The organism is Pseudoalteromonas luteoviolacea H33-S, assembly GCF_001625695.1.
Classification (GTDB): domain Bacteria; phylum Pseudomonadota; class Gammaproteobacteria; order Enterobacterales; family Alteromonadaceae; genus Pseudoalteromonas; species Pseudoalteromonas luteoviolacea_B.
On the sequence record NZ_AUXY01000131.1, the window covers coordinates 1 to 23,359 of the forward strand.

The following is a 23,359-nucleotide window of genomic DNA, read 5'->3' on the forward strand; positions in this document are numbered from 1 at the left end:
TTTTAAATACATACAGTCCCTCATCAGCGGTCAAAACGGCTCATTTCACCTTGCACAAATTGAACGCACTCGCTTCGCTTGTTGTCGTTACATTTTGCACGTTAATCACCTTGCGCAAAAAGGAGCGTATACACTTCGTTCATTGTCGCTAACCTTTTACACCTTTCTTGCGCAAATTGAACGTGCTCGCTTCGCTCGTTGTCGTTACATTTTTCACCATGTCATCCTGAACTCGTTTCAGGATCCATGCTTTGCTTATTTTGAGTTGGTTGCTGCGTTTATAGTGCTGTATTGATTACCTCTCGTTAAAATTGCTCGTTTCATCTTACGTAAAAAGAATGCCAGCGCTTCATGCTGAGCCATAAACTCAAAGATTGGGTAATCACAGCGCAACTGTTTGCAATGAACAACTATTACTTTCGACGAAATATAGCCTCTCGTTGAAGATATAGATTTATTGTTTCGCTAACCCAACTTACAAGATGCAAAGCATTGATGATAAATTTACTGTGCCCTTTAGAAAATGCTGAGACACCTTGGGTTCGTGCTCGTCAAGCTCGTGTGCTGTAGTACATACCTACAGAGTCGTTTTCGCTCAGGTCGTTACTCAGTATCTGCCTACACGATGTTATGTAATGTAGTCATAACCTGAGCCTTTTTACACTTTAAAAATCTGCTTGTAGAGAGACTAAAAACATCTAATACATTTATACTCTTTATATGTTTTTTAAAGGTTGCTTATCTTTTTAAGAACAAGATATTTTTATGTGTTTAGTTTTTTAATTTCGTTTGGTTATATTGATTTTATCGAAATTATTATGCGCTATAATAATTTATTTATTTTTGTTGAAATGAGAAATAAATACTGTTAGGTTTATTGGTGTCAACAAGGAGAAATAAAAATGTTATTAAAACTTAAAAAGAAAAACATCAAACTTATTAGTCATGATAAAGCTAATGTCCCAGCTGAGATGACTCCACAGGTTGCAGGCGGCTTCTTCAAGACTTGGGAGTGCACAGGTACTAGAACTTGCCCAGGCACTTATACAACTTCAGCCTGCTAAAGCCTATATTTAATGAGCTACTTAATGGTAGCTCTGTCACTTAATTTATTATGCGTTGAAATACTCATTTTATTATTACTTTTATTCTATTAATGCTGTTCTTAATTCCATTCTTGCTTTTCATATAAATAAAGTGTGATTTAAATTATTATTTTTTACTTATTTTGTATTTTGCAACAAAGTTGGTTTTCAACTTTAGAGCTCAATCATTTCTTTGTTTTTATTAGAGTGTGCTTTTTATTCTGTACTTAGTCAAAACCTATAAAGATTTTGTATACTTCCTAGATGAGTGTGATAGCCCCTGTGCTTGAGGCTATTTTCAATTATCATTAAATTCTTAGAGATTTTTGTTGTTATTATGGTAGCTTCACGTTCAGGGTATTATCTTAGTCTTATTAATAGAGAATCGGAAAATTGTTAGCCACATTATCTGGTTCATCAAGTAGTGTCCTCTTAATGTTGCTGCCTTGTTCCAAATTGTTCTAGTGAATCAGTCAAGTATTAGAGGTTTAGCATTGCGATTTAATTTTAACTGTATATACTCACAGTAAATGCACTGTATGGAAAACCAGTTATATGCGACCTTTAACAAAACGACAAGAACAAGTATTCGAGCTGATCAAAGTTTTTATCAAAGACACAGGTATGCCACCGACTCGTGCGGAAATTGCAGATTCTCTTGGTTTTCGCAGTGCCAATGCTGCTGAAGAACATTTGAAAGCGCTTGCTAAAAAAGGAGTCATTGAAATGGTGCCTGGCGCAAGCCGCGGTATTCGATTGGTGGAAGCGGATGAGCCAGAGCAGCTGGGGTTACCTCTAGTAGGTCGCGTAGCAGCTGGTGAGCCTATTTTGGCGCAAGAGCACATAGAGAATCATTGCCAAGTAGATCCAGGTATGTTCCAACCATCTGCTGATTACCTACTTCGTGTTAATGGCATGAGTATGAAAAATATCGGCATAATGGATGGTGATTTACTTGCTGTTCATAGAACACAAGTTGCCAATAATGGGCAAGTTGTTGTTGCCCGTGTTGAGGAAGACGTCACCGTTAAGCGTTTTGAAAAAGTCGGCAAAAAAGTATTCTTACATGCTGAGAATGAAGATTTCTCACCGATTGAAGTTGACTTAGAGCAAGAGGTTTTCAATATTGAAGGTCTCGCTGTTGGTGTGATCCGCGGTAACCTGTAACGTTTTGCTGATTGCCTGATAAGCTGAGATCTTATATTTCAGCTTATCTCATCAAAACTTTTTTTATAAATTAACAGACCCCTTTTAAGCTATACTTCCATATCATATACTTACGTTACATAAATATAACATCAGCTTTGGAATACGTGCTTGTTAAGCAAAAATAAAAATTATTTTGCACTAAATCCATGATTCGCAGTCTGAGCTATTCGTCTTAATTTAAGAACTTAAATTTATTTGTATTCACAGGTTACATTTGATTTCAAAAGAGATCAGAGGCTTGCTTGTGATTGTGTTAAAACCACTGGAAATGAATTGAATATGGAACAGCTTATGACTTGGTTTAAAGTAGTATTGATTGTGCCTTTGGTATGTATGTTATCCGCTTGTGCTTCGAGCTCAAACAATACACGTTCTGGTTTTTTACCCAATTATGATGTATTACTCCCCTCTGACGACTATAAAGACACCAACTTATTCGTCGATAACACATTCAATAGAGAAGTGTTAAGTAAAATCGAAGTGCTCTATATTCCTCAGTTTGAAGTGTGGATTAACGCTTCTGAATCTGAGTTTTTAAACATTAATCCTCAGCATGTTGCTAAGCTAAGTCATTACATGCAGTCGCAAATGCAAATCAAATTGAGTCCTTACTATAAAGTTGTAACAGCAAAACCCGAAGGTGTAGACGACACTGTATTGACAATTGAAGGCGCATTTACAGATGTGCAATTTGAACCCATTTCATTACAGGTAAGAGACTTTGTGCCTATCAGGTTAGTGTATAACGCGGGCAAAACAGCTTACTTGGCTGCGACAGAGCAAACCGAGGCTTTAACACATGTGTCACTTGAGTCAGCGTTCTATTTGGGGAGTCGAAAGGCCCCAGTGGTGATGATGACTGCACATAAAGAATTGGATTCGGTACTGAAGGCTGATGGCACTGAGAATGTCGAAACGGTTAAGGCCGTACTTGATGTTTGGATAGATAATTTTGTTACTGCGATGACTCAACATCGTAATGTTCAGTAAAACTAAAGGAGCTTTTATGAAGATAATAAAAGGCAAGCAGCTAGGTGTTATGGCAATATTTTGCTTGGCATTAATTGGTTGTTCAGAGCAAAAGTCAGAGCAAGAGCAATCAGAGCAGCTTCGTCCAGTGAGGACATTATTGCTTTCTTCACAAGTCGATGGCCCTTTGGTGGAATTCCCTGCGGTGGTTGATGCTGCTTCTTCCGCGGATCTATCATTTAAGGTACCAGGTGAAGTTACAGAGTTGTTGGTAAAGCAGGGGCAAGAAATTCAGCTTGGTGATGTTATTGCTAAGTTAGACGCAACAGAATACAAACTTTCTTTAGATGAAGCGCAGGCTAATTATAATAAAGCACAGGCTGACTTTAGACGTGCTAAACAACTTATTAAATCCGGTACGATTTCGCAATCTGACTATGACCAACTACAGTCCCACTTTACTAGTGCAAAAAGTAAATTGGCGAATGCAAAAAACAACTTGTCTTACACAAGCTTAAAAGCATCATTTTCGGGTGTTGTGGCACGCACTTACATAGAGCGTTTTGAAGAGGTACAAGCTAAGCAAGTTGTCGCAACACTGCAAGATATCAAGCATGTAACGCTTAAGGTCAATGTGCCTGAAAGCTTAATGATTAAAGTCTCAAAAGATGCGCCTAAACACATTATTGCAGAGTTTTCAGGGATCCCTGATAAAACCTTTCCATTAGACTTTGTTGAAGTGAGCACACAAGCTGATGAGGTAACAAAAGCCTATGAGGTAACTCTCAGCATGACGCGCCCTGAGGGTTACAACATCTTACCGGGCATGACAGCAAAGGTGCTTGCCAAAGGCGCTGATGTAAATAAAAGTGGTCTCTACTTACCAATAAAAACTGTGCTCAAAGATGCATCCGGTAATTTTGTATGGACAGTGGAGTCTGCTGGAGCAGGCAAGGGAAAAATTAAGAAAAACCCGGTTGTGATTGGTGAGGTTTCTACTCTAGGTTTTCCGGTTGTCAGTGGCGTCTCTGAAGGCGCTTATATTGTGACTGCTGGCATGAGTAAAGTGAGTGAAGGACAACTTGTAAAATTTAACAAGGAGGTCCAGTGAATATAACCAGACTTGCATTAGAAAATAACCGGACAACTTGGGTACTGATAGCAGCGTTATTGTTTTTTGGGATCATCTCGTTTAATAAAATGCCAAAAGATTACGATCCTGGTTTTATTATCAGAACAGCGCAAGTGGTTACTTATTTCCCCGGAGCGAGCCCACAGCGAGTAGAAGAGCTTGTCACTGATCAAATAGAGAAGGTTGTACAGCAGATCCCTGAATTAGATTTTGTTAGTAGCACCTCCAAAACTGGCGTATCTATTGTTAGCGTCAATATCAAGGAAAGCTATAAGAATATGCGCCCTATCTGGGATAACCTACGGCGTAAAATCCAGAGTATAGAGAAAGATTTACCCAGCGATGCACAAACTCCCATTGTTAACGATGAATTTGGGGATGTGTTCGGTATTGTCATAGGGCTTACCGCTGAAGGGTATACCTATCGTGAATTGGAAGATGTCGCTGAACAGGTGAGGGATACCTTGTTGCGCTTACCTGAGGCTGCAAAGGTGGAAATTTATGGCAACCAAGAACAGCGTGTATTTATTGAATTTGAAAACGCGCGGCTTGGTGCCCTTGGCATTTCACCTAACCAGCTTAAAGAGCAACTTGCATCACGTAATATTGTCAATCCTGGTGGCTCTATTTATATCAATGATGAAACCCTCGCACTTGAGCCGAGCGGCAATTTTGAGTCAGTAGAAGACATTGCTAATACCATCATCAATGTACCGGGTAGCGAACAGGTATTGCTACTGTCTGATATTGCCGTTGTTTATCGTGATTATGTAGACCCCGCAAAGTCTAAGGTACGAGTGGGCCTAGATGACGGTTTAACGATCGCCATTTCTATGCGACAAGGCGGTAATAATATTGCTTTGGGTGAGCAAGTACTAGAAACCCTGAACTACTTAGAAAGTGTTTATCCCATTGGCGTTGAATTTAAGTTGCTCTCTTTCTTACCTAAAGAAGTCGAACAAAAGGTCAGTGACTTTGTCTCCAATCTTTTGCAGGCGGTATTGGTTGTTACCTTAGTGATGTTATTCACTTTGGGGCTAAGAACAGGCCTTATTGTTGCCAGCCTGATCCCAATGAGTATGGTCTTTGGTATTTTGGTGATGTCATTTTTCCATATTAGCATTGACCAAATTTCACTAGCTGCACTCATTATCGCACTTGGGATGTTAGTCGATAACGGTATTGTGATGTCTGAAAATATCATGGTACAAATGGAGCGAGGCAAGGCGGCGATAGATGCTGCGGTTGACTCGGCGGATGAATTAAAAGTGCCTTTGTTAGTGTCTTCATTAACCACTGGCGCTGCATTTTTACCTATCTTTTTAGCTGAATCATCGACAGGTGAGTACACGGCTTCATTGTTCAAGGTTGTGACCATTACTTTGCTATGTTCATGGTTGCTGGCCATGACAATGATCCCCATGTTGTGTGTGTACTTTACACGTGTGAAATCACAAGCTGCTGATTACAACACTGGCGTTTATTTAACTTATAAAAACCTGTTAACGACCATGATCCGCCACCGTTGGATCACGTTGATGGCATGTGTGGCTGCATTTTTTATTGCGCTGCAAGGCATGCAGTTAATTCCGAAATTATTTTTCCCACCTTCAGATCGTGACTATTTCAAAGTAGAGCTAGAGCTGCCTATCGGTACTCGGTTAGAAACAACCGAGGCTTTGGTAAAAGACATGGAAGCCTTTATTCAAAATGAGTTACTGGTATCAAGCGAGCGTCCCGAGGGGGTTACGCAGTGGGTCAGTTATGTTGGTAATGGTGGTCCAAGATTTTTATTAACTCATACGCCTGAGCCAACGAGTTCAAACTATGCGTTGATGATTGTCAGTACCACATCTTATCACTTGATTGATGCTTTGATGCTGGACATTGAGCAGTATGCGTTAAGCCGACACCCTGACTTATTGATTAAGCAGCGAAAGATTGAAAATGGTGCTCCGATAGCTAACCCAGTTGAGATCCGGCTCTCTGGGGACGATCAAGATACCTTGATGACGATTGTCGATCAGCTGAAGGCGCAAATGGCGGCGACTCCGGGGCTCAAAGCAATCAGTGATGATTGGGGTTTGCCAAGTAAAAAGGTACAGATCAAAATTAATCAAACACGCGCACGTCGTGTGGGTGTATCAAGCAAAGATATCGCAAGTTCATTACAAACTGGTTTTAGTGGTTTGGAGCTCACACAATACCGTGAAGGAAATGAATTAATACCTGTTACCCTACGCTCTGTAGCCGCTGACAGAGATGACATTGGCAAATTAGAAGCCATGATGGTTTATTCACAAGCTACAGGCGCATCGGTGCCTTTAAAACAGGTAGCAGATATTGAAGTGGTTTGGGAAAGCGCTCAGATCTTACGACGCGATCGTTTAAAAACCGTTGCAGTGGGTGCGCAGCTTGATGGCATTACGGCGAACGAAGGATTTGCGGCATTAGTACCTTGGTTGGAAGAGCAAAAGCAAAACTGGCCATTTGGGTATTCATATGAATTGGGTGGTGAGGCTGAGTCTTCCGGTAAAGCCAATCAGTCTATTGCAGATAAAATGCCGATAGCAGTCTTTATTATCGTTATCTTGTTGATAGGTCAATTTAACTCGATCCGTAAGTCAATAATTGTACTGACTACCATTCCATTGGGATTTATTGGCGTGATCTTGGGTCTACTAGTAGGACAGTCATTTTTTGGCTTCATGACTTTACTTGGCATTATTTCTTTGGCGGGTATTGTGATAAACAATGCAATTGTATTGTTGGAGCGGATCAAAATTGAGCTTGAGAATACACCAAATAACCCTGTTGAGGGGATTATCTCAGCCGCACAGCAACGTATGCGACCTATTTTATTAACGACTGCGACGACCGTGTTTGGTCTTATTCCATTGTATTTGGGTGGGGGAGAAATGTGGGAGCCGATGGCACTTGGGATCATGGGCGGTTTGCTGTTTTCTACCTTACTAACACTTGGCATTGTGCCTGTACTCTATGCGTTATTTTATAGAGTAAAGGTGCAAAACTAGTGGTGATATGGCGTTCACTCTGCTTAAAAGGTGAACGCCGGTAAAAGCCTGTTAATGAATGTAACCCTTAAGTTTTTGTTCAGCGTAGTGAGCAGAATATGAACACACAGGCTAACCAGAGGAGCAAATAATGAAACTTTTCAAATATGCAATTATGGCACTTTTTATGCCGATGATGGCCAGTGCTGGAGAGGCAAAAGTAACATGGCTAGACTTTAAAGAGTATAGAGATGTGTTTCCTGCAAAAGAGACTCGCGGCGGATATCACAAGCGTATTGCAAAGCAATTTGATACGCATTTGAATAAGCTAGCCTCAGACATGCCAGCAGGCTATACGTTAGCGGTGACTTTTGAGGATATTGATTTAGCAGGTGATGTTAGATTTAACATGAATGATATTCGCATCATTAAACCTATTTATTTTCCTCGGTTAAAAATTACTTATAGCGTAACCGATAAAGCGGGTAATGTAATGGTGGAAGCAAAATCTAAAGTTTTAAAAGATATGAGCTTTATGGACAGAATAAAGTTTGGTAGAGACACTGAGTTTTATTATGACAAGCGATTATTAAGCGATTGGTTTGAAGATGAGGTGACACCGGTGTTTGGCACCGCGAATAAATAAAAAGAGCGCTAAGGCGCTCTTTTTATTTGAATGTCGCTAATAGTTGCAACAACTGCTGTAACTTAAATACGGTCTTTTTCAGTTGTTCTTCATCTAATTGTTCTGATTTACTTAATGCATCTACATCTGCTGCAACATCAAGTACATAGGGCTTAAAGCGCTTTGCTTCAAAGCCAAACCCTGCGTCTTTCGTGAACAGTGATGCGAATTTACCATGCCCTTGCTGCTGTAGTTCATCTAATTTTTTATCTGCATCAAGTGCTTGACGATAAACAACTTTTAAATTTTCGTTGAGTTTTTCGATGATTGCTTGCATGTTTTTCCTAAAGTCTTAAGTAAATCGGCCGATATTTTACTCGGATCCATCAAACTTGTCAGGTGAATACCTATGAATATTTCCGGAAGTAACCTTCCTGCTATGTCTGGCGCTGGTCCAGGTGGCGAAGTATACAGTGCTTCTCTGGCGAAAAAGCAACAGCAAGCAGATGGACGAGCAGCCCTCGCGTTAATTGAGTCAGCAGGGAGTACTGCGGCAGCGCAAACTCCTGCTAAGTCAGTGACGGCAACCTTGGGCAACAACATCAACGTATATGCTTAATATACGTTGATGTTCGCATTTTAATTTAAATGCAAATCAATCGGCGTCTTACTTTGTTTGCCGCCGATTTCTCTCACCAGCTTGGGGACCAAAAAGCCCGGTAATATCTCTAGCATCTGAGCTACCAATTCAATCGCTTCAGATTCGCTCATATCAAAGTGACTGGCACCTTCAACCTTATCAAGTAGATGGAGATAATAAGGCAGAATATCACTGTCAAACAAAGCTTCGCTTAGCGCAGAGAGTGTTTGAACACAATCATTGATACCTTTGAGTAATACCGCTTGGTTTAATAGCGTGACACCGGCCTGTTTAAGCTTACCCATAGCAGCTTTGAAATCATCGTCTATTTCATTTGGGTGGTTAATGTGATTAACCAAAATAGCTTTGAGACGGCTGTTTGCTAATCGATTACACAGTGCATCGGTCACTCTTGCAGGAATAACCACGGGTAGACGACTGTGGATCCTGATCCGTTTTATCTGGGGCAATGTTTCTAATTCATCTAATAGCCAGCAGATCATGTCATCTTTGGCCATCAGTGGATCGCCACCGCTTAAAATCACCTCATTAATTTCAGGGTGTTCAACCAAGTACTTAAATATCGGAGCAAGCGCACGTTTGTTGACTTGGTTATCCTGATAGGGAAAGTGACGTCTAAAGCAATATCTGCAGTTTACTGCGCACCCTGTTTTAAGCATTAACAGCACCCGAGACTGGTATTTATGTAGCAAACCTGGCACAGGTGCGTCTTGTTCTTCGAGCGGGTCTTTGTTAAATCCAGAGGCTGCAATAAACTCTTGATGCAGTGGCATCACTTGCAATAACAGCGGGTCATTGGGATCACCGTAGCGCATTTTGGCAATAAAGGGTCTTGGCACACGAACAGGAAAAAGCCGCTTGGCAGCGAGGTCTTTTGCACTGAAATGAGACTCCAAGCCCAACATTTTGAGTAGTGTATCTGGGCAAGTAACGACATTCGCCAATTCTTTTTGCCAGTTAGTATGCAAATTTACTTCATTTATTTGTATCATTAGCAGGTTTATTACTCGAAATACGATGATTAGAGGATACGATGGCGAATTATAGCACCAACGAGTTCAAGGGCGGCCTAAAAATTATGATGGATGGCGAGCCTTGTACGATCCTAGAAAACGAAATGGTTAAACCAGGTAAAGGCCAAGCTTTCAACCGCGTTAAGATCCGTAAGTTGATCTCAGGAAAAGTATTAGAAAAGACGTTTAAATCAGGCGACTCTGTGGAAGGCGCAGACGTGATGGAAACAGATCTAGCTTATCTTTATACAGATGGCGAGTTCTGGCACTTCATGAACAACGACACATTTGAGCAGATCGCAGCTGACGAAAAAGCATTGGGTGACAATGTAAAGTGGTTAGTTGAAAACGACGTTTGTACAATCACACTGTGGAACGGTAACCCGATTGCAGTAACACCACCAAACTTTGTTGAACTAGAGATCACAGATACAGATCCTGGCCTAAAAGGTGATACAGCGGGTACTGGTGGTAAGCCAGCGACACTAACAACCGGTGCGGTTGTACGTGTACCCCTGTTTGTACAAATTGGTGAAGTGATCAAAGTTGATACGCGTACTGGCGAATATGTGAGCCGCGTTAAGTAATTATTTACTTAATCACTTTGACGTAAGAAAATCTCGGCTTCGGTCGAGATTTTTTTTGTCGTTATCAATATTATCCGAGGTAACCCATGAATGAGGTGAAGTGGGCGCCGAGTGCGCAAATTGAAACCCTTAAACAGCGTGCTGCAGTGCTGGCAAGTGTCCGTTCATTTTTTGCTGAGCGTGATGTCTATGAAGTGGAAACGCCGAGTTTAAGTCAGGCGTCAGTGACGGATGTCCATTTGGCGACATTCTCAACGCAGTTTGTTGGGCCGAGTTATGCTCAAGGTTTGCCTCTGTATTTACAGACTTCCCCCGAGTTTGCGATGAAACGCTTACTTGCAGCGGGTAGCGGTGCGATTTATCAAATTAGCAAAGCGTTTCGAAACGAAGAGTCAGGCCGTCATCATAACCCAGAATTTACCATGCTCGAGTGGTACCGCCCGGGGTTTGATGAGTATTTATTAATGGATGAAATTGATGCGCTTATGCAACGCATTTTATCTTGTGATAAAGCCCAAAGAATAAGCTACCAAGCGGCATTCCAGCAATATTTGTCCATTGATCCGTTAACGATAGAGTTGGAATCATTGAAAGCAGTCTGTGCAGAGTATGGCTATAAAGACATTGCTGACCAAGAAACCACAATTGATCCTTTGTTACAGCTGTTATTTTGCATGGAAATTGAACCTCAGATTGGTCAAGATGTGCCTTGTTTTGTGTACCATTTTCCTGCTTCACAAGCTGCACTGGCTAAATTAAATGAACAAGATAAGCGAGTAGCGGGGCGCTTTGAGCTGTACTACAAAGGGATGGAGCTGGCTAACGGCTTCAATGAATTGACTGATGCTGATGAGCAGAGTAAGCGCTTTGATGAAGATAACGTGCAGCGTCAGCAAATGAATTTGCCTACCGTAGATAAAGATATGCGCTTTTTAGCCGCATTAGGTCAAGGCTTGCCTAATTGTGCAGGGGTTGCTTTGGGCATTGACCGCTTGGTGATGCTGGCCACAGGCAAGCGCGAGATAAAGGAAGTGATTGCCTTTGATATTGAACGTGCTTAAAGTACGGTGGATACAAAAAAGCTCAGCATTTGCTGAGCTTTTTACTAAACAAATCGCTGCAACTCTTTTTGTGTGGCAGCTGTAAGCTGGTGGGCATGTTGACAGTCACTGAGTGCAGTATCTAACTGTTCTTTTGCTGATTGGCCTAATTCGACAATTTGCTGCACAGCTTGGTGAGTGTGGTTTTGTGTTTCTTCTAACTGATGCACTGCACTGACAATTTCTTCCAGTTGCGATTGATTACGCTCAAAATCAGCGCTCATATCAGAAAAACCTTGAGAAGTTTCACTGATGGCTTTTTCTGCACCGCTTGAATGAGAGATCAGTTGTTCAGACTCCTGATGTGTTTCACTGACAAGGTGATCCATTTGGTTGATAAAGTCGCTGATCTGCCTTGTGGCATCATTCACTTTAACCGATAAGTTCCTCACCTCATCTGCGACGACCGCAAATCCGCGACCGGCTTCACCGGCACGGGCTGCTTCAATTGCAGCATTCAACGCAAGTAAGTTTGTCTGATCAGAAAACTCTTCAACCATTTTGAGAATATTACGGATATTATCGCTATTCTCTTTGAGCCCTGCGACAGTTGTAGAGAAGTTCCCGAGTAATGTCGTGATTTGCTGCACTTCACTAACCAGCGTCAATAAAGACTGAGACGAGCCTCTGACAAAGTGCAAGCTCTCTGTGTTGGCTTGATAAACTTGGTCGGTATTACTGACAATACTTTGTAGGCTATGTGTTACCTGATCGCTGGCTGCGATAATGTTGTCGCCTTGGTTAATTTGCTGCGCACCTACAGATACCGTGTTGGTCATAGAATAGGTGACTTGCTGATTGCTCGCAGTGGCGGCTTCAGCGCTTTTATAGGTATTCCCTAATAGATCGCCTAAGTGAGAGGTAAAGGTGTTGTATTGCGCACTGAGATCTCTAAATTCATCATAAGTAAATTGAGGAAGCTGTGCTGATAAATTTCCATCTTGGCGGTTTATTTGCTCTAACCTGTCTCGCATGGCTTGCACTGGACGTACAATCAAAAAGCGCATGTAAAAGAAGGTGAATATAAAAGCGGCGATAGATGCGAATGCGAGTAGCCAAAAACCACCAAATTTGCTACCAGAGTCACTCAAATATGAATAGAGCCAGCCTAAAGTGAGTAGTTGAAATACAAATAAAAACCCAAGGTTACCGAAAATTTTTCGGGTTAATGTATAAAACAAAGACTCTTCAATTAAATTATATATCCGCATGTACAAACTCGTCATAGGCTATCACTCGCCAATTGGGTAAATACTGACTCAACCCATAGTTTGGGCCAGAAATTTACGATCAGTCTTATTAAAGTATACCATTTAGTGGAATTATTTAAGCTTGTAAGCGTTGGTTTCCCAACTAAACGCTATTTTTTGTAAAATAGCGTGCTTTGTTCAATAATGGCTGGAAAAGTTACTTGTTTTGCCATTTATTGATGACCATTTTTGCATGGCACGGGTAATTACTAAATATCCCATCCACACCCATCTCAAGCACTTGCTCTATGTCTTGCTGCTTATCTACTGTATAAGTATAGATTTTCAGGCCTCTTTGCTTAGCATCTTGAACAAACTCATGATTAATAAAATTTTTATCGATATGAATGCTGTATGCATGCAGGCGCTGTGCAAATTCGGCATAGTGCAATGGGATAGATGCAGTTAAAGCGCCAATCTTAACCCAAGGGAGTTTTTGTTTGAGCCAAGCAAGTTGGTGGTGATCAAAAGAAGACAGTATCAGCTGTGAGCGCTCAATAATGCCTTCTTGCACATTCTTTTCTATATAGTTGACGAATTTATCTAGGCTGTAAGTATGTTTTAGCTCGAGGTTTATATCTGCCTGTTTCCCGATAAGGTTAAAGACATCTTGTAAAGTTGGGATCCCCTCACCGTTGCCAGCATCCAGTTTGTTTAACTCTGCTCTGGACGCATTTTTTACCATGCCTTTACCGTTCGTAGTTCGGTCTAACCATGTGTCATGAATGATGGCATAATCATCACGACAACTTTGTACATCAAGTTCTATTCCATGTACATCCACCTCTAAAGCTGCGCTAATTGCACTTAGCGAGTTTTCGGGATACATGCCGCTGGCACCGCGGTGTGCAAATACTTGGATCATCATTTATTCCTTGTTATTGACCAAGTTTCATAAAAAGCGGCACTGACTACTAATATACCGCCAATAAGTGTTGTCATACTGGTTGTCTCAGATAACAGCATATAAGCCAATACAATGCCATACAAGGGCTGCAAGCATGAAATTAGTCCAGTTGTGGTTGCACTCAAGTAGCGTAAGCTGCTGGCAAATAATGAGTGAGGAATCGCTGTGAATACTACGCCAGCTAGGAGCAGATAGTAGATATCTTGTAATGGTAAGCCCGTAGGTGGAGTGTCAACAAACATGGACAAAACAACCGCGGCTGTTAAAGTTTGATAAAGCATAGTATGTGGGCCACCATACTGTGAAAAGTATTTTTTTTGTAGCAGGTTCCGCATAGCAAAAAATGCACCAGACAGCACGCCGGTTAAAATACCGAAGGTCACTTGGTCTCCTAAATCCGTATTAGGCATCATTAGATAAATACCAAAAATCACCATGGTAGCAATCAACAAGTCGGTAAGCTTCAGACGTGTTTTGCTAAACAGCGGCTCTAGTAAAACAGTGAGCACGGGATAGGTAAAAAAGGCAATGATACCTGTAGCAATGCCCGCCATTTGCATCGCGGCAAAATAGGTCACCCAGTGAATACCAACAATGATGCCTAACCCGATAACAATAAAATAGTCTTTACGCTGATCAAGCTTAAGGTGCTTGTTTTGCATTTTGAGAATGATCGTTAAGGCAATAAATGCGATGGCTGTGCGATAAACGGTTATATCAAGTGCAGGGAGCGCGATGAGCTTAGAGAAAAGGGCGGTGCCGCCAAACAGAAAAACAGCGAGGTGTAAGTTTATAAGTGCCGATTGATGTTGCTGCATAGTTTTTATCTTTTATTGTTTGCTAAATTTATTTGAATTAAGTGACAACTGTCACTGAGTGATTCAGCACGAGCATGTTAAATTAAAAATAACATTCTATATACCTTAGAAAAGTAACAGGCATGAACCTCGGCGTCGGACATTTTACACATTCAATGCATATTGCGAGACCAAGTAGACACTTTTTGGGCAACTATGGTCATTTATTTTTTTCAGTATTTTATTTTTTCCCACTGTATCGAAGCTGGAATATACATACCCGTGCTGAAATCGCATATGAGGTAATCGCTTATGTTGTATTTACATTCATTTATTGCAAAGCACTGAAATCTCCATCGAGTAAAGTACTGCCCTTGATCATCACCATGGTATTGACCTGCATATTGGCAACACAGTTCACACCAGGGACGAGTACGTTATTTGGCTATATTGCATATTTTATTGGGTTTTGTTTTTTGGGCTTTGCTCGTTGGCTTATGTTTGCGTTGCTTGTGCTCTCCATTACTGTGGTAACAGTGTTGTTTATCTCGGTTGATAACTGGGCGTATTTCCTTGGACCAGCATGCGTAGTTTCCTTAGGGTTATTCAGCTTTGGGTACGTAGAATATAAAGATAGGATCCACAGCAACGAGACACGGCAAAGCAAAGAACAGATCCAGCAATTAGCAAAAATTGCTGAGCGTGAACGGATTGCGAGGGACATACATGATTTACTCGGGCATTCGCTCAGTTCCATATCGTTAAAGTCAGAGTTGGCGGGTAAATTTATTGCAGCAGGTTTGCTGGATAAAGCGGAAGCAGAAGCACAAGAGGTGGCAGAGTTGGCCCGTATTGCTTTATCAGAAGTACGAGAAGCAGTATCCGGTATGCAGCAACTAGGGTTAACAGCACAACTAGATGTAATGGCATCTCGACTAAGAGATAAAGGCGTTGAGGTCCAAAAGACGATTGATTGTGGCCCACTCTCCGCTGAGAAAGAGAGCTGTTTTTGCTTTGTCGCTAAAGAAGCTGTGACCAATGTGATTAAACACAGTGATGCTAGACAGATGAAGATTTCCCTTCACGAACAAAATAATTTTCACCAACTGTCTTTTGAGGACGATGGTCAAATAGGCAAAGTTATTTGGGGAAATGGATTGCATGGTATTAAATCTCGGCTCGAAGAGCTTGGCGGTAATTTAAGTGTAACCAAGTCAGGTGGTTATAAGCTGGTAGCACAGCTTCCTCAATAAGGAGTAGAGATGAAGATTTTGGTGGTCGAGGACCAGGCGCTGGTAAGAAATGCGATATCAGCGTTACTGAGTTTAGAGGTTGGACTTGAAGTTGTTGCGCAGGTTGAGGACGGGCTGCAAGCGATAGAGTTTCTGGCTAGCAATTCCCCAGATATTGTGCTGACCGATATTGAAATGCCGAATATGACGGGGCTAGAACTCGCTCAAGAAGTACAGGAAAAGCACCCAAAAGTAAAAGTGGTGATCATGACCACATTTTCTCGTAGCGGCTATATTCGACGTGCAATGGCGTCTGATGTAAAAGGCTTTATTCTCAAAGAAGCACCCAGTGATTATCTGGTTAATGCGCTAAAAAAAGTAGCTTTAGGGCAAAAAGTCATTGATCCGGAGCTGGCGATGAATGCGCTTGATGATAACGATCCACTTTCTGATAAAGAAAGAAAAGCGTTAAGGCTTGCTGGAGAAGGCCTTAAAACCAAGCAAATTGCTGAATCACTCTACTTGAGTGAGGGGACGGTAAGAAATTATTTATCAGATGCTATTGCTAAACTAAACGCGACAAACCGCATCGATGCAGCCCGAATTGCAAGACAAAAGGGTTGGCTTTAAATAAATTTTGCACCTATAAATGGTCACCCCTCTTTATTAGTGGTTTTTATTAGTAATATAATACTAGTAATAAATTAAAATATTGTAACTTTTAATTCATGGGCGATCCGAAACTACTATTACAAATTTTGGCGTTAACAACCTGCGTATGTGCCGTGTTTATGATGGTGAACTGGTTGATCCATAAAAAGACGCCAGGTACGCGACTTTGGTTTGGTTTTGTATCCTGTGCCGCGATTGCTTGTATGTTTCAAGCGTCATTATCGCTGTCGCCCATATGGTCCATAATGGTACCCAACACTTTAATATTGCTTGGGTTATTTATGTTGACTCGAGGTGTGGAACGGTTTTTTAATGTCGTTTCTTACCTACTTCCTTGGGGTATACTCGCCTGCGTTTTCTTTCCTAGTTTTGTGTACTTTACTTTTTTTGAACCGAGCTTTTTAGTTAGAGTGGTCGTCAATTATTTGGTGTGGTTGCTCGCCATGGTGCTTTGCTTGCGCGCATTATTTTTAGGCCAAAATAAAAGTACGGCCTCTTTTTCACCGGCGCATTGGACTTTTGCGACAGCCTGTATCTGCCTGCTCAGTGTATTTACACTTCGGCTTAGCATGCTTGGTAACTTCGAGCACACAGATACCATGGGCACGAATAATTGGGTGAATCAATTTTTTTCGTTGTCTGTTATCGTAATGCCACTTATTTTGTGCTTTTCACTTTGCTTGCTGTGTAGTTGCCGTAAAGAGCAGCTGTTGGCAGAACTTACTTTAAAAGCTAAGCAAGACTCGCAAAAAAAAGAGCGTTTCTTAACTTTGCTGAGCCATGAATTAAGAACGCCTTTGAACGCGATAGTGGGGCATGCTGAACTGATCAAACAGGCCCCTAGAGAGCCATTAAAATATAGTCAGTATTGCGATGTGATCATTTCTACGGCAATGTCACTGGCCGATCTGGCCAATCAAGTATTGCTTAACGCCAGAGGAAAGTCGTCCAAGCAAGTGCCATTAAACCTCGCACAATTTGCTGAACTGTTGATTGTGCAATTTCAGCCCTTAGTTAAAGACAGAGAGATCTCTCTGTGTACTCACTTAACTGGCTTTTCGAGCGACAAACTGTTTTTAGTTGATCAAGATAGCATTGGGCTGGTGGTGAAAAATTTATTGTCTAATGCAATTAAGTACACAGAAAGCGGTGACATTACGCTGTCTATAAAACAGCAAAGTACAAGCGATAAAGGCAGTGTCATACGCTTTGAAGTGACAGACACAGGTGAGGGGATGACACAAGGACAGGTTGAGCAGTTGTTCCAGCCTTTTTCTTCTTTTGACTCCGCTCGTTCTATCGCACAGAGTGCTGGAGTCGGCTTGATGTTATGTCAGCAGATCTTGGAAGCTTTGGATACCCAATTGCATGTCTCCAGCACTGTGGGACAAGGCAGTGCCTTTTATTTTGATATTGAGCTGAGCCTTTCAAATGCCGAGCAGAATTCTGGACAAGGGAGTTTGTCTGAGGAGCATGTTGAAGCTCAACTATGCGGTGATATTTTGGTCGTTGAGGATAATCAATTAAACCAAGAAATATTAAAGCATTTTTTGAGCTCATTGGGACTAAACTACGAAATTGCAGGGACTTTGTCTGCTGCCGAGTCGGCTTTGAGGAATAGGCAATTTGATATTGTGTTTCTTGATATGCATTTAAGCGATGGCCATGGGCTTGATTGGTACCAAGGTGTTTTTAAACAATTTCAGTTTCAACAAGCGCCGGTCGTTGTTGCCATTACAGGCGATGTAGACGAGCAGTCTCAGCGAGCTTATAGAGAAGCGGGGATTGAGTATTTCATGGCAAAACCCATTCAGCAAGCCCGCTTAGAGCGATTACTTAGTCAACTACTGATGCCTGCTAAGCACTTTTTGGATGAACAAAATATACTAGATTATTCTGTGATTGAAGGACTGACTGAGACTATGAGCCCGCAAGTGCTCAATGCAAAGTTGATGTACTTAAACGACCGCTTAGATTATGAGTTTGCTCAACTTCGCGGGTTGGCTGATATTCAGGCATATGAAGCTCTAGAAGAAAAGCTAATTCAATTGGAGGAAGAAGCCAGTGCACTTGGTATGATGATGTTACATGTTGCGCTTCAAGATGTACGTTTATCCATGTTTGACTTGATAGGTGTGGATTGGCAATCATTGCATAGTTTGGCTAAGCGAAGTGCACATAAATTATCTGAGTATCACTCTAAGGTATTGCAATAAATTATTCATTAAACCTTAAAGTTGTAGTTTTACCCTTTTAGGGTCCTTTTCTTGTTTACAAATGTTGTTATAAAAGGGAAATTACACTGGATTACAGTAACCATTTTCAATAAAATTCTCATCCGTTTTCATTAGTGACACAGTGAAAGCGGACTGAGTGTTGGCATATTGTTCGGGTTATTGAAATTGAAGAAGTTTTTATTTTCGTTTTTCTCATGGTTTTTTCTGTTTTTTGCGAGCTTCGCATTTGCAGTTGATCTACAAATCTCTACGTTCGAAGATCTAGATACGACAGTACCTAGAGGTGGAGAAGTACGTTATAACCTTGAGTTTACTAACTCTGAAGAAGATACTGCGAATAATGTATCTGTCGAATTCTTTTTGCCGCCAACAACGAGCTTCGTATCTAGCTCTAAGTCCTGTACTCAATCTAACTATCAAGATGGCGGTATAACTAAAAGTAAATTAACTTGTCCAATTGGCCAACTATCTGGGCGAGTGAGTGATTCACTGCAAGTAACCATTAAAACATCCGCTCAGACAGGCGATACTATAGAGCCGAGTGTGCGTATTAGCGCAGACAATGAATCAAGTAATAAGTTACTCAACAACACTGAAACCCAAAATACTTCGATTGTAGCGGGTGTTGATTTAGCAATTACTTCGCTGTTAGCAAACCCTGTGTCAGTTAACTTAGACACGGTCTTTACTTATCAAATCGGTGTGAAAAATAATGGACCTGATGCTGCTGCTAATGCGGTCGTAAAGCTCAACTTACCAAGCTTTACATCGTGGGAGAATGCCAGCACTGTAGATTTTGACGGCTGGCGCTGCTCAGGCAGTCAAACACTCACGTGTACAATCGCAGCATTTGCCTCAGGTGCATCATCCACTTTAAATATTCAAGCTCGTGTTAGTCAGGTCAGCAGTGGCACTGTCACAGCCAGCAGCAGCATTAGTAGTGATACTGCAGAAATAGATGCCTCAAATGATCAAGCATCAGTGAATACGCCCATTAACCCAAATGCCGATTTAGGTGTTGCTATAAAGCAATACAAAGCTGATGGTACACCTTCTTGGTATGGGCCTTTAAATTTACAAGTCAATGAACGTCACTACTACGATGTGACTGTTACCCACTTAGGCCCAAGCTCGCTAACAACGGCTTACTTGAGCACGACTTTGGCAAGTGGTATGAGTAATATCACAGCCCAAGCTCCTTCCGGTTGGTCATGTAATGTCACTTCGCTTGTGGTTACTTGCCAATCTACAAGTACTATGGTGAAAAATGACAGCGCTGTAGTAAGAATTTATGCCAATGCACCCGCATTTGAGGCAACATTTTCAACCGCAGCGCAAGTAAGCGCTGATTTGTTAGATTTAAATACGGCAAACGATAAAGCCAGTGCGAGTGTTAAAACAAGTATCGCACAGACTTCATTTGTCTCAGTGAATAAAACGCTGCTAAATGGCACTACTTATTACGTTGACGATGAGATCGATTTCCAAATTACAGTGACCAATACATCAGAGGCAACGACCATTGAGTCTCTGATTGATACATTACCAGATTCGCTCAGCTACGTGAGTTACAGTTCAAGTCATTTTACTTGTGCTTTGAACTCAGGTGATACACAGAGGCTTGATTGTACACCTATCTCAAATAGCTTCGCTAAATCGCAAATATGGCAAGTTACGATTAAAACAAAAGCAAAAACCGTGAGCCAAAGTGCTGTTAATTGGGCAACTGTTGCCCATGGTGGACGCGAGTCCACCAGTAATAGCGCCAGTTTTTCTATTCTGGATAGAGCGCCGGATCTTAGTATCACTAAATCTTCGGATTTGAACTGGGGCTCCAACATTAACTATATGAATAAAGAGTTTTATTACTCTATCAAGATAGTCAATTCAGGCGGTGGAGCTGCAAGCGGGATTAAAGTCGAAGATGACTTTGCCAATACGTCAGGTTACATCCCTCTTTCTACAGCAACACGCAAATATAGCAATGGGTCTTGGCAAACGGTTGTGGACTGGTGTGTTATCTCTAATTTAAAGGTCACTTGTACTGGCGCTGAAATTGGTGCGAATGAAACTGTTGAGATATTGATAAAAGCGCGTTCGCCGATATATACAGGCACAGAGAGCCAATACAGACCTAAAAACACAGCGACTATGACAGTGGGTGGCGTTGATTATGTTGCCAATTTTGAAGGCTGGGGACTGCATCCGCGTAATCCTGTGCAGCTTGGCATTACAAAAGCCAAATCAGCATCCTCAACATCTAGCACCAGTTTAGTTGAGCAAGCTGGTGAGATTATCAATCGCATTGTGGTTTCAAACACAGGCAATGGCACAACACTTGGTAAGGTGACTGTGGTAGATGCACTACCAAGTGGAGAAACATTTATTGCCAATGGCAGCTATGGCACAAACTGGTCTTGTAGTGCCTCAGAGCAATTGGCAGATGGTAGTGGTGGTAAGGTGACTTGTCTGTATCAAAATGCAGATACAAGTCGTATTGCTTTGACCGGGACAGCGCCGACTTTGACTATCACTACTCGAGCAACTTCAGTGGGTGATTTACAAAACACTGCGACGGTAACCGACGCCGGTGGTGCGCCAGGGGAAGCATCCGTATCCGCGACAATTAAAAGTGCCTTGAGTGCTGATTTAAGTATTCAAAAAGTGGCGAATACAAGCAGTATTACGACCTCTCAAAATGAGATAAGTTATCAGATCACAGTTAGAAACTTGTCGGGTTCTAATATTACTGGGGTGGATACGGGTTCACTCACTATTGTTGATACTTTTAATGCGACTTTTAAATCACGCGAAGGCAATAAAGAGACAGGGATCACCTTCCCATCATCTGTAAATAGTACGCTTGGTGCACGTTTTTCGTGTGTTAGGGCTGATACTGGTGAATACGAAAACACACAAACGACCATCACTTGCCGTTTGGAAACCGGTCAAACATTTGCCCTTAATGATAGCGTGACGATTCCATTGACGGTTGTCAGGCCTTTTGTCACGACCAATGGCCAAGTTGTTAACTCCGTAGAAGTGTCATCCAATACACATATCGATCCGAATACAGCAAATAACTCGGCTAGTGCGACGACAACAGCACAGTCATTATTTGATTTGGCAGTGACGAATGTTGTGTATGCGAAGCCAACGGTGTTAAGCGGTGATATCGCCTTACAGACGATCCATATTGCCAATATTGGTGCAGTTGCAGCAACTAATGTGGTGCTAGAGCATACTTTCAATGTACCAACGGGCAAAGAGTATCAATATGTAAGCAATAGCTTTTCTAGGGCTGGGCAAAGTAATATCTGTGCATACACAGAAGCGACGAAGACTTTACGTTGTAGTATTGGGTCGCTAGAAAGCAATGAAGTACAAAGTGTTACCATCCAAACTCGTCCTAAAAGTGCCTCTGATCGTCAAGATTGGGTATTAGAGAGTACAAGCCAAATATCCGCCTCAAATATGTCATTGGATAGTGACACCACAAATAATAGCTTCAATAAGGCTTTAACTGTACAAATTCGCGAAGCTAACCTGAAAATTGAAAACAATGACATCAGTGACCCATTGGCTTGGTATCCGACACCGGGTTCATTTCCAGCTACGCTCGATAATGTGGTGGTTTATAAAGTTGATTTAGAATATTTGACGGACAATAACGGTGAGACTTCTGTAGCAAGTGGTGTTGGGTACAACTTTACCATTTCTCCGGCTAATAGCTCTAAACAACTGCAATTTTTATGTGATAGCAGCTCTAACGCAACCTGTAGTGCAGTGACTGCGCGTTGTGATAATCAAAACCTGACTTTTAATACTCAAACCACCTTTAACTGTTTAGGGCCAGAAAATAGTAGCTCTTCTTTGGCAGAAAATGAATTGCTTGAGAATACTGGTGGTCAGTCAGCAATTTATACCCGCTATATGTTCTTTAAGATTTTGTCGCGCCCATCAACGACTGGTGAAGTTGCGACGACCAGTGCGTCTATTTTTTCAAATGAAAAAGATCTTATTACGGCAAACAACGATGAGAGTGAAAAAACATCAATTCGCATCGCCGTAGACTTGGCGCTGACTAAAACTGCTTCTTTAAATAAAGTGGCATTGGGTAGCCAGTTTAATTATCAATTTTCGCTCAGTAATGCTGGCCCAGGTGATAGCGCTGACAACGTACTTTACGATTATCTTCCAAGCTATCTGAGCATCGCAGGCAATGCGGTGACATCATCAGGTAGCTGTACTAATTCTCGAGCAAATTCGCCTAGTACAGGGGCATTGACTGATTTTATTCGTTGTAATATTCCGCTTATTGAAATGAATGAAACAGTGCAGATCAGTATCCCGGTTACGCTTAATGCGCTACCGAGCAATAACCTTGTGGTGAATGAAGCTTGGGTAGAAACACAAGGCTTTGATACAAATAAGTTAAACAATAAAGCCACTTCTTCGACGGAAGTGATCCAAGGCTTAATATCTGGCTATGTATATGTTGATAAAGTAAATAACGGTCTTTTTGACAGCGGTATTGATTCCGGTTTGTCTGGTATTGAGGTGCTACTGGATGGTGTAACTGCTGGTGGACAAGCGATAACTCAACAACGCGTTTCAACAGATGCCAATGGTCAATTTGTATTTTATGACCTAGTACCTGGCACTTATAAATTGACCCAGCCGGCTCAAGCAGCCTTGAATAGTTACCGAGATGGTAAAGAGGCGAGATCTGGAAGTGTGCTGGCTAATAGCCAAGGCAGCGATGAAATTCCCAATATCGTACTTACATCTGGGTCGGCATCACAAGGACACTCATTTGCAGAACTTCTGATAGGTGATAAATCAGTTTCAGGTAAAGTGTTCTTGGAT

18 protein-coding genes are annotated in these 23,359 nt (G+C 41.6%); 13 read left to right on the forward strand and 5 right to left on the reverse strand.

Going from position 1 to position 23,359, the window contains the following annotated elements; all coding sequences use genetic code 11:
• The 6 genes from N477_RS26530 to N477_RS23865 all read left to right on the forward strand — a co-directional run.
• On the forward strand, positions 1–295 hold a 295-nt coding region (locus tag N477_RS26530; RefSeq protein WP_231098145.1), incomplete at its 5' end, for a hypothetical protein.
• A 1,345-nt stretch (positions 296–1,640) separates the two neighbouring features.
• Complete coding sequence (gene lexA / locus N477_RS23845; protein WP_063363373.1) at positions 1,641–2,252, forward strand: transcriptional repressor LexA; 612 nt, start codon at positions 1,641–1,643, stop codon at positions 2,250–2,252.
• A 333-nt stretch (positions 2,253–2,585) separates the two neighbouring features.
• Positions 2,586–3,284: a DUF3313 family protein gene (locus N477_RS23850; protein WP_063363386.1), complete on the forward strand. Its 699-nt coding sequence runs from the start codon at positions 2,586–2,588 to the stop codon at positions 3,282–3,284.
• Positions 3,285–3,300: 16 nt separating this feature from the next.
• Positions 3,301–4,374 (forward strand): efflux RND transporter periplasmic adaptor subunit, encoded by a 1,074-nt coding sequence (locus tag N477_RS23855; RefSeq protein WP_155732021.1) that lies wholly within the window; start codon positions 3,301–3,303, stop codon positions 4,372–4,374.
• Positions 4,371–7,430 carry an efflux RND transporter permease subunit gene (locus tag N477_RS23860; RefSeq protein WP_063363375.1) on the forward strand — a complete coding sequence of 1,020 codons (3,060 nt, stop codon included), beginning with the start codon at positions 4,371–4,373 and terminating at the stop codon, positions 7,428–7,430. The genes N477_RS23855 and N477_RS23860 overlap by 4 nt, the downstream gene beginning before the upstream one ends.
• A gap of 130 nt (positions 7,431–7,560) precedes the next feature.
• Complete coding sequence (locus N477_RS23865) at positions 7,561–8,055, forward strand: DUF3016 domain-containing protein (protein ID WP_063363376.1); 495 nt, start codon at positions 7,561–7,563, stop codon at positions 8,053–8,055.
• Between the two features lie 22 nt (positions 8,056–8,077).
• Here the strand turns inward: N477_RS23865 and N477_RS23870 are convergent, their stop codons facing one another.
• The gene (locus tag N477_RS23870) at positions 8,078–8,371 is read right to left on the reverse strand and encodes a hypothetical protein (RefSeq protein WP_063363377.1); all 294 of its coding nucleotides are present in this window, start codon (positions 8,369–8,371) and stop codon (positions 8,078–8,080) included.
• 72 nt (positions 8,372–8,443) lie between these two features.
• On the opposite strand from N477_RS23870, the gene N477_RS23875 reads away from it, so the two are divergent.
• Positions 8,444–8,653 carry a hypothetical protein gene (locus N477_RS23875; protein ID WP_039608091.1) on the forward strand — a complete coding sequence of 70 codons (210 nt, stop codon included), beginning with the start codon at positions 8,444–8,446 and terminating at the stop codon, positions 8,651–8,653.
• Positions 8,654–8,673: 20 nt separating this feature from the next.
• Here N477_RS23875 and epmB read toward each other — a convergent pair whose 3' ends face one another.
• On the reverse strand, positions 8,674–9,687 hold the full coding sequence (epmB, locus tag N477_RS23880; RefSeq protein ID WP_063363378.1) for an EF-P beta-lysylation protein EpmB: 1,014 nt from the start codon (positions 9,685–9,687) through the stop codon (positions 8,674–8,676).
• A gap of 41 nt (positions 9,688–9,728) precedes the next feature.
• Here epmB and efp point away from each other — a divergent pair, with 41 nt between their 5' ends.
• A complete protein-coding gene (gene efp, locus N477_RS23885; protein ID WP_063363379.1) occupies positions 9,729–10,295 on the forward strand; it encodes an elongation factor P in 567 nt (188 codons plus the stop codon).
• Between the two features lie 86 nt (positions 10,296–10,381).
• Positions 10,382–11,356: an elongation factor P--(R)-beta-lysine ligase gene (epmA, locus tag N477_RS23890; RefSeq protein ID WP_063363380.1), complete on the forward strand. Its 975-nt coding sequence runs from the start codon at positions 10,382–10,384 to the stop codon at positions 11,354–11,356.
• 44 nt (positions 11,357–11,400) lie between these two features.
• Here the strand turns inward: epmA and N477_RS23895 are convergent, their stop codons facing one another.
• The 3 genes from N477_RS23895 to N477_RS23905 all read right to left on the reverse strand — a co-directional run bounded on the left by N477_RS23895 (position 11,401) and on the right by N477_RS23905 (position 14,370).
• The gene (locus tag N477_RS23895) at positions 11,401–12,606 is read right to left on the reverse strand and encodes a methyl-accepting chemotaxis protein (protein ID WP_063363381.1); all 1,206 of its coding nucleotides are present in this window, start codon (positions 12,604–12,606) and stop codon (positions 11,401–11,403) included.
• A 196-nt stretch (positions 12,607–12,802) separates the two neighbouring features.
• A complete protein-coding gene (locus N477_RS23900) occupies positions 12,803–13,510 on the reverse strand; it encodes a glycerophosphodiester phosphodiesterase (protein WP_063363382.1) in 708 nt (235 codons plus the stop codon).
• Positions 13,510–14,370, reverse strand: coding sequence for a DMT family transporter (locus tag N477_RS23905; protein WP_063363383.1), 861 nt, complete (start codon positions 14,368–14,370; stop codon positions 13,510–13,512). The genes N477_RS23900 and N477_RS23905 overlap by 1 nt, the downstream gene beginning before the upstream one ends.
• 122 nt (positions 14,371–14,492) lie before the next feature.
• Here N477_RS23905 and N477_RS23910 point away from each other — a divergent pair, with 122 nt between their 5' ends.
• From N477_RS23910 to N477_RS23925, 4 genes are all read left to right on the forward strand, one after another.
• On the forward strand, positions 14,493–15,602 hold the full coding sequence (locus tag N477_RS23910; RefSeq protein ID WP_081216571.1) for a sensor histidine kinase: 1,110 nt from the start codon (positions 14,493–14,495) through the stop codon (positions 15,600–15,602).
• A gap of 9 nt (positions 15,603–15,611) precedes the next feature.
• A complete protein-coding gene (locus N477_RS23915) occupies positions 15,612–16,211 on the forward strand; it encodes a response regulator transcription factor (protein WP_063363384.1) in 600 nt (199 codons plus the stop codon).
• Between the two features lie 176 nt (positions 16,212–16,387).
• The gene (locus N477_RS23920; protein WP_196760691.1) at positions 16,388–18,469 is read left to right on the forward strand and encodes an ATP-binding protein; all 2,082 of its coding nucleotides are present in this window, start codon (positions 16,388–16,390) and stop codon (positions 18,467–18,469) included.
• 186 nt (positions 18,470–18,655) lie between these two features.
• Positions 18,656–23,359: SdrD B-like domain-containing protein (locus N477_RS23925; RefSeq protein WP_155732022.1), on the forward strand; the 4,704-nt coding region annotated here is incomplete at its 3' end.

Coding starts and splice junctions, on each gene's coding strand:
- efp (WP_063363379.1), top strand. CDS start 9,729: ATGGCGAATTATAGCACCAACGAGTTCAAGGGCGGCCTAAAAATTATG.
- N477_RS23910 (WP_081216571.1), top strand. CDS start 14,493: ATGAACCTCGGCGTCGGACATTTTACACATTCAATGCATATTGCGAGA.
- N477_RS23915 (WP_063363384.1), top strand. CDS start 15,612: ATGAAGATTTTGGTGGTCGAGGACCAGGCGCTGGTAAGAAATGCGATA.
- epmA (WP_063363380.1), top strand. CDS start 10,382: ATGAATGAGGTGAAGTGGGCGCCGAGTGCGCAAATTGAAACCCTTAAA.
- lexA (WP_063363373.1), top strand. CDS start 1,641: ATGCGACCTTTAACAAAACGACAAGAACAAGTATTCGAGCTGATCAAA.
- epmB (WP_063363378.1), bottom strand. CDS start 9,687: ATGATACAAATAAATGAAGTAAATTTGCATACTAACTGGCAAAAAGAA.
- N477_RS23870 (WP_063363377.1), bottom strand. CDS start 8,371: ATGCAAGCAATCATCGAAAAACTCAACGAAAATTTAAAAGTTGTTTAT.
- N477_RS23855 (WP_155732021.1), top strand. CDS start 3,301: ATGAAGATAATAAAAGGCAAGCAGCTAGGTGTTATGGCAATATTTTGC.
- N477_RS23900 (WP_063363382.1), bottom strand. CDS start 13,510: ATGATCCAAGTATTTGCACACCGCGGTGCCAGCGGCATGTATCCCGAA.
- N477_RS23850 (WP_063363386.1), top strand. CDS start 2,586: ATGACTTGGTTTAAAGTAGTATTGATTGTGCCTTTGGTATGTATGTTA.
- N477_RS23895 (WP_063363381.1), bottom strand. CDS start 12,606: ATGCGGATATATAATTTAATTGAAGAGTCTTTGTTTTATACATTAACC.
- N477_RS23865 (WP_063363376.1), top strand. CDS start 7,561: ATGAAACTTTTCAAATATGCAATTATGGCACTTTTTATGCCGATGATG.
- N477_RS23905 (WP_063363383.1), bottom strand. CDS start 14,370: ATGCAGCAACATCAATCGGCACTTATAAACTTACACCTCGCTGTTTTT.
- N477_RS23875 (WP_039608091.1), top strand. CDS start 8,444: ATGAATATTTCCGGAAGTAACCTTCCTGCTATGTCTGGCGCTGGTCCA.